Consider the following 12948-nt stretch of genomic DNA (forward strand, 5'->3'; position numbering starts at 1 on the left):
TTCAGCCTTCCCAGCCGACTTGATAGAGCTTGCCGAGGGATTTATCCAAGGCGGCGCGGACTACCGGCGAGTGTTGGTAGATATCGACGAATTTGATCACCCGCGGGTCGGTTTTGCTTTTCGGCTGGATCACGAATTGGATCACGTATTCCGGGTGATCGAGGCCGTCGAACAGCAATGCCGATTCGGCATCGAAGGTCTTGGACAGGCGGATATACGCCGGGTAGCCCTGCACCAGGTCGGCGTCGTCATAGGCGCGCACCAGTTGCACGGCTTCCACTTGCAGGATCTTGATCTTTTTCGGGTTGGCGATGATGTCTTCTTCAGTGGCCTTGTAGCCCACGCCCGGCTTGAGGGTGATCAACCCGGCCTTGGCCAGCAACTGCAGGCCGCGCCCGCTGTTGATCGGGTCGTTGGCGATGGCCACGCTGGCGCCCTGGGGCAGGTCATTCAGGCTTTTGTACTTCTTCGAGTACAGGCCGATGTTGTTGATGATGCCCGGCGCATACGGCACCAGGTCAAAGCCGGCGGCGGCCTTGGCGTTTTCCAGGAACGGGATGTGCTGGAAGTAATTCACGTCGATATCACCGGCCGCCAGGCTGACGTTGGGCGCGATCCAGTCGGTGAACTCCACCAGTTCGACGTTCAGGCCTTGCTTGCCGGCCTCGGCCACGGCAGCTTCCAGGGGAATCGCGAAAGCGGCGGTAGTGCCGATCTTGAGTGGCGCGTCGGCGGCGAACACCGCTGAGCTGAACAAACCGAGGGCCAGGGCCAGTACTTTGACTGGGTGGGTGAGCAGTGTTTTTTTCATGGTCTTTCCAGTCATAAGTGATTGATGCAAACAGTCGAGATCCAAGGTGAGAGGCGGCTTGCCCCTCGCGCATTTTTCGCTCAGTGGCGGTAGGTGGAACCGGTGTGTTGTTCGGGTAGGTGAGCACCGGCGTGGAAGACTTTTTCACGCAGCGTGCCGTTCTCATATTCAGTCTTGTACGACCCGCGCTTTTGCAGCTCCGGCACCACCAGGTCAATGAAATCCACATAGCTTTCCGGCGTCACGATCCGCGTCAGGTTGAAACCATCCAGCCCGGTTTCGCTGATCCAGGATTCCAGCTCATCAGCGACCTGTTCCGGCGAGCCGACCAAGGTGATGTAGCGCCCGCCAAGGGCGTGCTGCTCCAGCAATTTGCGCCGGGTCCAATCGTTGTTCTGCAGGTTCTTGGTCGCCGACTGGATCGCGTTGCTCTTCACGTACTGGATTGGTTCGTCCAGTTCATATTGGGCAAAATCAATCGCCGTGGAGGCCGAGAAATGCGCCACGCCGGCTTCCGCACTGGCGTAGCTCAGGTATTCGGCATGCTTGGCCCAGGCCAGCTCTTCGGTGGCGCCGACGATCACGTTGAGGCCCATGAAGACCTTGATGTCATCCGGGTTACGGCCGGCCTCGACCGCGCTGGCGCGCACCTTGTCCACCTGGGCTTTGGTCGCCGGCTTGTTCTGCCCGCTGATGAACACACATTCGGCATGTCGTCCGGCGAACAGCAAACCACGCTCGGAACTGCCTGCCTGGAACAGCACCGGCGTGCGCTGCGGCGAGGGTTCGCACAGGTGATAACCCTCTACCTGATAGAACTCGCCGTGGTGCTCGACCTTGTGCACTTTGTTCGGCTGGGCATACACCCGCGTCTGCGGATCGTTGAGCACCGCATCATCTTCCCAACTGCCTTCCCAGAGCTTGTAGAGCACCTCCAGGTACTCGTCGGCCTGGTCGTAGCGCCGGTCATGCTCGGGTTGCTCGGTGAGGCCCATGGCCCTGGCGGCGCTGTCGAGGTAGCCGGTGACGATGTTCCAGCCCACCCGGCCACGGCTCAGGTGGTCGAGGGTGGACATGCGTCGGGCGAACAGATAGGGCGGCTCGTAGGTCAGGTTGGCGGTGAGGCCGAAGCCGAGATTGCGGGTCACGGCTGCCATGGCCGACACCAGTAACAATGGGTCGTTGACCGGCAGCTGAATCGACTCTTTGAGCGGCACATCAATGGAGTTTTGGTAGACGTCGTACACGCCGACGATGTCGGCGATGAACAGACCGTCGAACAGGCCGCGCTCCAGGGTCTTGGCCAGTTCGGTCCAGTACTCGAGGGTTTTGTACTGGGTCGAGGTGTCCCGTGGATGAGTCCACAGGCCATGGTTGATGTGCCCGATGCAGTTCATGTTGAAGGCATTGAGCAGGATTTTCTTTTTCACTTTCTCAAGAGCGGGCATCAGATCGTCCCCCGCAGTGGCGGGTTTTCATCATTGAGGTAGTAATTGCCCACTGCGTGGTACTTCCAGCGCACCGGGTCGTGCAGGGTGTGCACGCGGGCGTTGCGCCAGTGACGGTCGAGGCCGTGCTCGGCCAGTGTGGCCTGGCTGCCGGCCAGTTCGAACAGGGTGCTGCCGGCAGCCAGGGAAATCTCGGTGCTCAAGGCACGCACTTCGGCGACGGCGATGGAGGCGGCGGCAACGGTCTCGGCGTTGCTCTGGGCCTGGGCGCGGTCGAGAAACTCTCCCGAGCGCTCCAGCAGCGCCTCGGCGGCATGCAAACGAGCGCTCAGGTGGCCGAAGCTTTTCAGGGTCAGTGGGTCTTCGCTGGCCTTGTCGTTGCCGGCATCGATCCATGGCCGGGTCTTGGTGCGCACAAAGTGCAACGCATCTTCGAAGGCGGCGCGGGCGATGCCGGTGTCGATGGCTGCATGCAGAATCTGCGCGAGCGGGCCGACGGTAGTCGGGCGTTCGAAGGCGCTCTGGAACGGGAGCACATCGTGCGCCGCGACCCACACGTTATCGAACACCACCGAGCCGCTGCCGGTGGTGCGCTGGCCGAAGCCACTCCAGTCGTCGATCACGCTCAGGCCTTCGCTGTCACGAGGAACAAAGGCCAGTTGCTGCACGCCGTGTTCATCCACCACCGAGGTGGGAATGCGCTGGGCGTAGATCGCACCGGTCGAGTAGAACTTGCGACCAGTGATGCGCCATCCGTCGCCGTCGCGAGTGAGGGCCGTCACGCGATCATGGGCAGTTTTGGTGCCCAGTTCCGCCAGGGCATTGCCAAAGCGCTGGCCGGCCAGCACCTCGGCATACAAGCGTTTTTGCTGCGCCGGGCTGCCGTTGACGCGCAGCACTTCCAACGCATAGAAATGGTTCTGCGGAATCTGGCCCAGGGAGGCATCCGCTTGGGCTATCAGCGCGACGACCTTGGCCAGGGTGACGTTGGACACGCCCGCGCCGCCGTATGCCTTGGGTACGCTGATGCCCCACAGGCCGGAGCGGGAAAACACTTCCAGCTCGGGCAAGGGCAGGCGGCGTTCACGGTCGCGCTGGGCGCTGTCGCGGCGAAAGTCTTGGGCCAGGTCGCTGGCGACAATGAGCGCTTGTTCATCGCTGGTAATAACCGCGACGTTTGTAGAGAGAGTCATGTGTGTTCTCCAGAAGCTCGTGGAAAAAGTTTTCTGGTCGGTTAAATCCAGGAGTGACGAGCAGGCAACGTACCGTTCAAGCGATAGGCACCGATGGCGTGATACTTCCAGCGCACGGGGTCATGCAGGGTGTGCACCCGGGCATTGCGCCAATGGCGGTCGAGGTTGAATTCGGCGAGGGTGGCGCGGCTGCCGGCGAGCTCGAAGAGCTTTTCACTGACCTGCAGCGACACTTCGGTGGTCAGCACTTTCGCCTCGGCCACGGCAATCGAGGCCCTGGCGGCGGACTGTGCGGTGATCGGCGCGGCACTGACTTCGTCCAGCACCTTGCCGGCCTTGCGTAGCAGGGCTTCGGCGGCGTGCAGTTCGATTTTCAGCTTGCCGATATCGGCGATCACATACAGGTCATCGCTGGCGCGTTCGACCTTGGCGTCGATCCACGGGCGTGAACGTTCACGCACGAAGGCGATGGTGTCATCGAGCGCACCCCGGGCGATGCCGGCGTCGATGGCGGCCTGGATCAACTGTGAAACCGCGCCCTGGATATTCGGGGTTTCACCGATGCGCCAGTTATCGACCACCAGTTCTGCGTCCACCGGCACGCGGTCCAGCAGCACAGTGCCGCTGGCGGTGGTGCGTTGGCCGAAGCCCGACCAGTCATCAACGATGCGCAGCCCTTCGGTGCCACGGCGCACAAACGCCATGACTTGCTTGCCGTCATCGTTCAACGCCTTGATTGCCACCCAATGGGCGAATAACGCACCGGTGGAATAGAACTTCTGCCCGCTGACGACGTAGCCATCGCCCTCGGCGGTGAGGCGGGACTTGAGCTCCAGGGTATTTTTGGTGCCGCGTTCCGGGCCGCCATTACCGATGCGCCAGCCGTCGAGCACGCTCTGGAACAGGTGTTTCTTCTGGCGCTCGGTGGCGGTGCCCTGCAACAGGTACAGGATGCCGAAGTGATTTTGCGGGATCTGCCCGAGGGCCGGGTCCGCCGCGCTGATGATCGCGAACACCTCGGCCAGGGTCACGAATGACACCTGCGGCCCGCCGTATTCACGAGGAATGGAAATGCTGCCCAGCCCACTGCGGGTGAACTGTTCGATCTGTGCCCACGGCAACTGGCGTTGGCGGTCGCGCTTGGCCGCCTGCAGGCGCGCGGCCTGGGCCAGCTCGTGGGCTGCCTCCAGCGCCTGGGCGTCGCTGCGCAGCACAGTGGCCGGCAACAACAGTGGGGCTACGTCCAGATCACTCTGGGGGGGTGTTAGAGCCAAATTAGACATCAGCGCCGCTCCTTGGCTGCACGTAATGCCCTGGCGTTATGCACCGGGGTAATTCTGACCATACCGACCTCGCATTCAATGAAATAAAACCAGAAAAATCAGAGATGTCCGGTGGTCCGGTGCATATACCCTAAGCGTGTTTATTTTTTTAATAAACTAACTTTTAGGAATATGCATAGAAGGGCTGTCACCCCGGCTCGCAGGGTGAGCCGGGGTGACGCGGTTGATAGATCGACGCAGCCCTGGCCGGGCGGGCCGGCGCCTGTGGCGCACAGGCGGCGATGTTCAAGGTGCGGCTCGGTGCCCAGCGTGAATTATTGCCGACGCAATCGAGAATGCAGTAGGTCACGTCCAGGCGGATGTCGTCGCCGGCTTCGAGGATCATCGTCGAGGGCACCCACACCTGCACCGCCACCCCGATGCCCTTGGCCTGGATTTTCGGCAGGTCCATCCGCACATCGCCCCAGCGCAGAGTAATGGCGTCGCCGCTGGCCATGTTCAGGTAGGGCTCGATGGTCAGCGGGATGCCGCGCCGAACCTGGCTCGGGTTGACCCCATGGCGGCGGATGGTATCGGGCAGCCCGACGGGGGCAAGGTTCTGGTTTTCGTCGCTGAACAGCACCGAAGGCAGGCCGCCCGGGTAGTTGGTCTTCACCCGTACGTGCGTTACCGCGGAGCGGGCCGGGCCGTAGCCGACTTGCATGACTTGGTAATGAACCTGGGCCTGGCCATCCAGCACAAAGCTTTCCGGGACACGCAGGTGTGTCGGCGTACCGACCTTGCAGGCAGTTATCCGCCGTGAGGCGGTAAAGCAGTTGTTCCAGAACAACTCGATCAGGTCGCCTTCCTCCATCCCGGGGTAGGGCGCGATGTCCACCTGCAATTGGGCGGCGGCGAGGGCATTGATGCCATGCCGTTGCGCCTGGGGCAGGGTCGGAGCGGTGAGCATGGCCGGGGTTGCAGTGCGCGTCATAAGTAATCTCCTTGATGCAGCCAGCAGCAATCGTTCCAGCAGCGGTTGCGCGGTTGCGCGCAGGGTGCCGAAAGAAACGATTCAGTGAATAGCCGGGATAGGATCCAATCCTCTGGGGGCTAGATAAGAGGGTTGGCCAGGAGGCGTCAATGGCGGCACAAGGCTAAACGGCGGGTTGGAGCAGATTCAGAAAGGGCTGACTGGGCAGGGGGTTTTAAGCACGCTGGCGCGGGGCGCTTTACCGATTGGAATGAGGATTTTTTGTAGGACTGTGGCGAGGGAGCTTGCTCCCGCTGGAGTGCGAAGCGCTCCCAGGATTTCAGGGCCGCTACGCAGCCCAGCGGGAGCAAGCTCCCTCGCCACACTGCAAGGCTGTCAGTGTGCGAGGAATTTGCTCAAGAACTGTTTGGTCCGTTCTTCCCTGGGGTTGGCAAACAGCGCCTTGGCTTCACCCTGCTCCACGATCACACCCTTGTCGAAGAAGATCACTCGGTTGGCCACGTCCCGGGCAAAACTCATCTCGTGGGTGACGATCACCATGGTGCGGTTTTCTTCGGCGAGGCTGCGGATGGTCGCCAGTACTTCGCCTACCAGTTCCGGGTCGAGGGCCGAGGTGGGCTCATCGAACAGGATCACCTCCGGCTCCATGGCCAGCGCACGGGCAATCGCCACACGCTGTTGCTGACCACCGGACAAACGCCTGGGGTACGACGCTTCCTTGCCCGCCAAGCCAACCCTGGCCAACAGCTTGCGACCCAACTCGGTCGCGGCTTCGCGTGGCATCTTCTTGACCACTATCGGCCCTTCGATGACGTTTTCCAGTGCGGTGCGGTGGGGGAACAGGTTGAAGTTCTGGAACACAAAACCCACGTGCTGGCGCAAACGTCGCACCAGGCCCTGTTGCTGGTTGAGCGGCTTGCTGCCGTCGATCTCGATATCCCCCACCTTGATGCGGCCGCTGGTGGGTTCTTCGAGGAAATTCAGGCAGCGCAGGAAGGTGGTCTTGCCGGAACCGCTGGGGCCGATGATGGCGACGACTTCGCCTTCCTTGACCTCAAGGTCGATACCGTTGAGCACCACCTGACCGTTGAATTGTTTGGTCAGTTTTTCAACCACGATCATGCTTCAAGACTCCAGGTCGTGCCGGTTGACCCGGTCTTCCAGGCGATTTTGAAAATGCGCCAGGATGCTTGCCAGTATCCAGTAGATCAGGGCGGCGGACAGGTACATGGTGAAAATTTCGAAGGTACGCGCCGACACCAGTTGTGCCTGGCGAAACAGCTCGGGCACCTGGATGGTGGCGGCCAGCGCGGTGTCCTTGACCAGCGAAATAAAGCTGTTGCCCAACGGCGGCAACGCTGTGCGCATGGCCTGCGGCAGGATGGCCCGGCGCAGGGTCTGCGCGCGGGTCATGCCGATGCTGGCGGCTGCTTCCCACTGGCCGCGCTCGATGGAGGCAATGGCGGCACGCAGGATTTCACAGGCATACGCGGCCATGTTCAGCGAAAAGCCGATCAGTGCCGCCGGGATAGGGTCCAGCTCGATGCCCACTTGCGGCAAGCCGTAGTAGATCAGGAACAATTGCACCAGCAAGGGCGTGCCGCGAAAGAACGACACATAGATCCGTGCAATCCAGCTCAACAGCTTGAAGCGCGACAGGCGCATCAAGGCCAGGCCGAAGCCCAGCAGCAAGCCGAAAAACATCCCGCCGAGGCTGAGAATCACCGTGTAGTACGCGCCCTTGAGCAGAAAGGGCGCGGAGTCCAGCGCGAGTTGGAAGCCTGCTTCCATTATTCAGTGACGTCAGCGTTGAAGTACTTCTCGGACAGCTTTTTCAAGGTGCCGTCGGCGCGCAGCTTGTCGAGGGCCTTGTTCACCGCATCGAGCAATTCAGGCTCGCCTTTGCGCAGGGCAATACCGGCTTCCTGACGCGAGAAGGCAGCGCCGGCAGCGGCGGTGTCCGTGGCTTTCTTGGCGTATTCGAGGGCGGCCAGGCGGTCGATCAGGATGACGTCGGTACGGCCGATGCGCAGGTCCTGGAACTTGGTGGGGTCGTCGTTGTAGGTCTTGATAATGGCTTTGGGTTGGTTGTCCTTGAGCCATTGTTCGTAGTTGGTACCCAGGCCCACACCGACTTTCTTGCCGGCCAGGTCGTCGGCGGTCTTGATGGTGTCGACGTTTTTCTTCAGGGTCAGCGCCTGGATACCGGAGACGGTATACGGCTTGGAGAAGTCGTACTTCTTCTTGCGCTCTTCGGAGATGGTCACTTGGTTGACCACGGCGTCGAGGCGCTTGGATTCCAGGGCGGCGAGGATGCCGTCCCACGGCGTGGCCTGCAGCTTGACCTTCACACCCAGCTCCTTGGCCAGCGCTTCGGACAGCTCGACTTCGAAGCCACTGAGCTTGCCGTTTTCATCGACAAAGCTGAACGGTGGGTAGGTGCCTTCCAGGCCGATCTTGATCTCGCCCGCCTTCTTGATGCTGTCCAGCTGTTCACCTGCGATAGCTTGGCCCATCAGGCCAGCTCCGAGTGCCAGGCCCAAAGTGCCAACCAACAACGTGCGACGGAATACAGAAATAGTCATGAAGAGCCCCTGTGTTTTTATGTTGAGCGAAGCAGGTGACGCAGTAGTCGTATCCTGCCTTAAAGCGCGTAGCGCGTCTTCGCCTACGGCGCGACTATAAAGCCGGTTTTTAAGACTTGAAAATAATATAAATTGCCCTGCTTATTTCTTTATTGGATAAAAGAGATTCTGTAGGAGCGAGCTTGCTCGCGAAAAACGTCAACGATCACTGGGTGAATGGGGTGAGCGTTGGCGTCTGGTGGTTCTTCGCGAGCAAGCCCGCTCCTGCAGGGGTAGGCGTGAATCAGAAGACAGAGTCGTAGGCAAACAACGCTGGTGCCCCACCGGTATGCAGGAAAATGATCGGGCCGTCTTCAAAGCGCTGACGTCCGATGCCGTCCAGCAGGCCGGCCATGGCCTTGCCAGTGTAGACCGGGTCCAGCAGCAGGCCTTCCTGGCTCGCCAGTAACTTGACCGCAGACAACGTGCCGGCGTTCGGTTCGCCGTAGCGCGGGCTGAAGTATTCGTCCCATAGGATCACTTTGAAGGCTTCGGGAACATCCACACCCAGCAACTCAGCGGTGCGCTCGGCCAGGCCCTGTACTTTCGGACGCTGGGCTTCGTCGGTGCGGGACACCGTGACGCCAATCACCGGGAGGTTCGGCAGTACTTCGCTCAAGGCCAGGGCGAGACCACTGTGGGTCCCCGCACTGCCGGACGCCAACACCACGGCGGCAAATTCGATCCCGCTGTCTTCGATCTGCGCCGCCAACTCCAGCCCGGCGCGCACATAGCCCAGGGCACCGAGGGCATTGGAGCCGCCGATGGGCACCAGGTACGGTTTCTTGCCGTTGCTGCGCAGGCGATCGGCGAGGGCGTTGAGCTGTTCGTCGACGTGGTCGAGGTTTTCCACCAGCTCGACCTTGGCGTCGAACAGGTCCAGCAACAGGCGGTTGCCGTTGCCCAGGTAATTGGGGTCTTCGGTGCCGGTGGGGTTCTCCAGCAGTGCGACGCAGCCCAGGCCGAGCTTGGCGGCCAGCGCAGCGGTCTGGCGCACGTGGTTGGACTGGATGGCGCCGGCGGTCACCAGGGTGTCGGCGCCCTGGGCGATGGCATCGGCTGCCAGGTACTCGAGTTTGCGCAGCTTGTTGCCGCCCATGGCCAGAGGCGTGGTGTCGTCGCGTTTGACGTAGATATCCCTGCCCAGCCAGGCCGACAGCCGCTCGAGTTTTTCCAGGGCGGTGGCGCCGCCCAGCAGTTCCAGACGGTTAAAGCGGTCGAGCTGTTGTTTGATCATGGCTACGCACGGTTGCAAAGTGATGGGGCGACTATAGGCAGGCACATTTCATCGGGCAACCGCCAATCGCTTATGCCGTATGGTTCTTAGTATCACACCATTGGTTCTTAAGAGCGGCCAGGGTGCATACCGTAAAGTGAGCGCCATTACGTCAGGAGTGAATACCGTGAGTGAGCGTTCCAGTCATTGGCAATTGCAGACCATCGTCAGCCAACTGCGCAGCGCCCGGGACCAGTGGCGTACGCGCAATGGTCGCTTGAGCGGCGAGCATGGCGGCCGCGAATTACCCTCCCGTGAAGCGGTGGCGCAGATCCTCGAGTCACTGTGCGGGGCGCTGTTTCCCATGCGCCTGGGGCCAGTGGATCTGCGTGAGGAAAGTGAAGACTTTTACGTCGGCCATACCTTGGACGTTGCGCTCAACGCGCTGCTCGCCCAGGCCCGCCTGGAGCTGCGCTATGCCGCGCGCCAGGGCGGCAGGAATGACAGCGAAGTCGACGCCCTGGCTATCCGGCTGATCCAGGATTTCGCCCTGGCCTTGCCATCCCTGCGCAGCCTGTTGGACACCGATGTGCTGGCCGCTTACCACGGCGATCCGGCCGCACGCAGTGTGGACGAAGTGCTGCTGTGCTACCCCGGCATCCTGGCGGTGATTCACCACCGTCTGGCGCACCATTTGTACCGCGCCGGCCTGCCGCTGTTGGCGCGGATCAGTGCAGAGATCGCCCACTCGGCCACTGGCATCGATATCCACCCCGGCGCGCAGATCGGTCCGAGTTTCTTTATCGACCATGGCACCGGTGTGGTGATCGGCGAAACCGCAATCATCGGCGAGCGTGTGCGCATCTACCAGGCCGTGACACTGGGTGCCAAGCGCTTCCCGGCGGATGAGGATGGGCAATTGCAGAAGGGCCACCCGCGTCATCCGATTGTCGAGGACGATGTGGTGATCTATGCCGGAGCGACGATCCTAGGGCGCATCACCATCGGCAAGGGGTCCACCATTGGCGGCAATGTGTGGCTGACCCGCAGCGTGCCGGCTGGGGCGAATATCACGCAGGCGAACTTGCAGCATGATGATGGAGCGCAGAAATAAAAAATTGCGCACGTCCAATGTGGGTGGGGCATGCCCCTCCCACACTTTTGACCGCACTGCACCGAACGATTTCCTCTCCCCACACGTCATACAACTCCTTGAGCTAGCGTAGGAATTACCTACCATTCAGCCCCGGGATTAGTCCAAAACCGCCTATCCATGTTTAACTTGAACGTTCGTTCAAGTTAAATCCGGTGGTTCGCTGCCCGCTCACAACAGGAGGCTTACCTTTGCTGAGTCCGTTATTTCCAATCACAGCCGATACTCTCGGGGTGCATCGTTCATGAGTGCATCGTCCACCCCATCCAGCGGCCTGGTGCGCATGAATGCGCCCGTTTTCTACTTTGCCGCAACCGCAATCCTGCTATTTGGCATCACTGTCATCGCTATCCCGCAACAGGCTGGAGCCTGGCTGCTGGCGGCGCAAAACTGGGCGGCCAACACGGTCGGCTGGTACTACATGCTGGCGATGACGCTGTATCTGGTCTTCGTGGTGGTCACCGCGCTATCGGGCTACGGCAAGATAAAACTCGGTGCCGACCACGACGAGCCCGAGTTCAGCTACCTGTCCTGGGCCGGCATGCTGTTCGCCGCCGGGATCAGCATCACGCTGTTTTTCTTCTGTGTGTCGGAACCGCTGACGCACCTCGTGCAACCGCCCCAAGGTGCGCCGATGAACCCGGATGCCGCGCGCCAGGCCATGCAGATTCTGTTTCTGCACTGGGGCCTGCACGGCTGGGGTGTGTTCGCCTTTGTCGGCATGGCCCTGGCGTATTTCGCCTACCGGCATAACCTGCCGCTGGCGCTGCGCTCGGCGCTGTACCCGCTGATCGGCAAGCGCATCAACGGCCCTATCGGCTACGCGGTGGATGGCTTCGGCATCATTGCCACGGTGTTCGGCCTGGGCGCCGACATGGGCTTCGGGGTGCTGCACCTCAATTCCGGTCTGGACTACCTGTTCGGCATTGCCCACACCCAATGGATTCAGGTCGGCCTGATCACCCTGATGATGGGCGCCGCGATCATCGTCGCCGTGGCCGGTGTGGACAAGGGCGTGCGGGTAATGTCCGACATCAACATGCTGCTGGCCTGTGCCTTGTTGCTGTTCGTGTTGTTCGCCGGGCCTACCCAGCACTTGCTCAATACCCTGATCCAGAACGTCGGTGACTACCTCGGCGCGTTGCCGACCAAGAGTTTCGATGTGTACGCCTACGACAAGCCCAGCGACTGGCTGGGTGGTTGGACGGTGTTCTACTGGGCCTGGTGGATTGCATGGTCGCCGTTCGTGGGTCTGTTTATCGCGCGGATTTCCCGTGGCCGCACCATCCGTGAGTTTGTGTTCGGTGTGCTGCTGATCCCGTTGGGTTTCACGCTGGCGTGGATGTCGATCTTCGGCAACAGCGCTATCGACCAAGTGCTCAACCACGGTATGACGGCGCTCGGTCAGTCGGCCATTGATGAGCCGTCGATGAGCCTCTATCTGCTGCTGGAAACCTACCCGTGGAGCAAAACCGTCATCGCGGTCACGGTGTTTATCAGCTTTGTGTTCTTCGTGACCTCGGCCGACTCCGGCACCGTGGTCTTGTCGACCTTGTCTTCAAAGGGCGGCAGCGCCGATGAAGACGGGCCGAAATGGCTGCGGGTGTTCTGGGGCGCGATGACTGCGCTGGTCACCAGTGCGTTGCTGTTTGCCGGCAGTATCGACTCGCTCAAGTCGGCGGTGGTGCTGACCTCGTTGCCGTTCTCGCTGATCCTGCTGCTGATGATGTGGGGGCTGCACAAGGCCTTTTACCTGGAGTCGCAGAAGCAGATCGCCCAGTTGCATTCGCTGGCGCCGGTATCCGCTGCGCGCAAAGGCCGTGGCGGTTGGCGCCAGCGCTTGAGCCAGGCGGTGCACTTCCCGTCGCGAGATGAGGTGTACCGCTTCCTCGACTCCACCGTGCGTCCGGCCATCGAAGAAGTGAGCGCGGTATTTGCCGAGAAGGGTTTGAACGTGGTCACGCAGCCGGACCCGGCCAATGACAACGTCAGCCTGGAAATCGGTCATGGCGAGGAGCGCCCATTTGTTTACCAGGTGCAGATGCGCGGCTACTTCACGCCGTCGTTTGCCCGGGGTGGCATGGGCAAGAAAGAGATCAACAACCGTCGCTATTATCGGGCGGAAGTGCACTTGAGTGAGGGCAGCCAGGACTACGATCTGGTCGGCTACACCAAGGAGCAGATCATCAACGACATCCTCGACCAATACGAGCGGCACCTGCAGTTTTTGCACCTGGTGCGCTGAGG

General features: G+C 61.2%; 11 protein-coding genes. 2 read left to right on the forward strand and 9 right to left on the reverse strand.

Annotation, left to right across the window (positions count from 1 at the left end; genetic code table 11):
• Window position 1 precedes the first annotated feature (1 nt).
• The 9 genes from M5B97_RS19675 to M5B97_RS19715 all read right to left on the reverse strand — a co-directional run bounded on the left by M5B97_RS19675 (window position 2) and on the right by M5B97_RS19715 (window position 9569).
• Window positions 2-811, reverse strand: coding sequence for a MetQ/NlpA family ABC transporter substrate-binding protein (locus M5B97_RS19675; protein WP_134660355.1), 810 nt, complete (start codon window positions 809-811; stop codon window positions 2-4).
• 80 nt (window positions 812-891) lie between these two features.
• Window positions 892-2259, reverse strand: coding sequence for an LLM class flavin-dependent oxidoreductase (locus M5B97_RS19680; RefSeq protein ID WP_248732397.1), 1368 nt, complete (start codon window positions 2257-2259; stop codon window positions 892-894).
• On the reverse strand, window positions 2259-3452 hold the full coding sequence (locus M5B97_RS19685; RefSeq protein WP_248732398.1) for an SfnB family sulfur acquisition oxidoreductase: 1194 nt from the start codon (window positions 3450-3452) through the stop codon (window positions 2259-2261). The genes M5B97_RS19680 and M5B97_RS19685 overlap by 1 nt, the downstream gene beginning before the upstream one ends.
• A gap of 41 nt (window positions 3453-3493) precedes the next feature.
• Window positions 3494-4735, reverse strand: a complete 1242-nt coding sequence (locus M5B97_RS19690) for an SfnB family sulfur acquisition oxidoreductase (RefSeq protein ID WP_248732399.1) — start codon at window positions 4733-4735, stop codon at window positions 3494-3496.
• A gap of 187 nt (window positions 4736-4922) precedes the next feature.
• Window positions 4923-5708, reverse strand: coding sequence for a hypothetical protein (locus M5B97_RS19695; protein WP_134660358.1), 786 nt, complete (start codon window positions 5706-5708; stop codon window positions 4923-4925).
• A gap of 375 nt (window positions 5709-6083) precedes the next feature.
• The gene (gene tcyN / locus M5B97_RS19700; protein WP_123717060.1) at window positions 6084-6830 is read right to left on the reverse strand and encodes an L-cystine ABC transporter ATP-binding protein TcyN; all 747 of its coding nucleotides are present in this window, start codon (window positions 6828-6830) and stop codon (window positions 6084-6086) included.
• Window positions 6831-6833: 3 nt separating this feature from the next.
• Window positions 6834-7499, reverse strand: coding sequence for a cystine ABC transporter permease (tcyL, locus tag M5B97_RS19705; RefSeq protein ID WP_123717061.1), 666 nt, complete (start codon window positions 7497-7499; stop codon window positions 6834-6836).
• Complete coding sequence (gene tcyJ, locus M5B97_RS19710) at window positions 7499-8293, reverse strand: cystine ABC transporter substrate-binding protein (RefSeq protein WP_123717062.1); 795 nt, start codon at window positions 8291-8293, stop codon at window positions 7499-7501. Before tcyJ ends, tcyL begins: the two co-directional genes overlap by 1 nt.
• A 283-nt stretch (window positions 8294-8576) precedes the next feature.
• Window positions 8577-9569, reverse strand: a complete 993-nt coding sequence (locus M5B97_RS19715) for a D-cysteine desulfhydrase (protein WP_134660360.1) — start codon at window positions 9567-9569, stop codon at window positions 8577-8579.
• A gap of 166 nt (window positions 9570-9735) precedes the next feature.
• Between M5B97_RS19715 and epsC the strand changes: the two genes are divergently transcribed.
• Window positions 9736-10662 carry a serine O-acetyltransferase EpsC gene (epsC, locus tag M5B97_RS19720; RefSeq protein WP_123717064.1) on the forward strand — a complete coding sequence of 309 codons (927 nt, stop codon included), beginning with the start codon at window positions 9736-9738 and terminating at the stop codon, window positions 10660-10662.
• 322 nt (window positions 10663-10984) lie between these two features.
• Window positions 10985-12946 (forward strand): choline transporter BetT, encoded by a 1962-nt coding sequence (betT, locus tag M5B97_RS19725; RefSeq protein WP_248732444.1) that lies wholly within the window; start codon window positions 10985-10987, stop codon window positions 12944-12946.
• Window positions 12947-12948: the final 2 nt, after the last annotated feature.

This window comes from Pseudomonas sp. MWU13-2517, from assembly GCF_023242545.1.
Lineage (GTDB): Bacteria > Pseudomonadota > Gammaproteobacteria > Pseudomonadales > Pseudomonadaceae > Aquipseudomonas.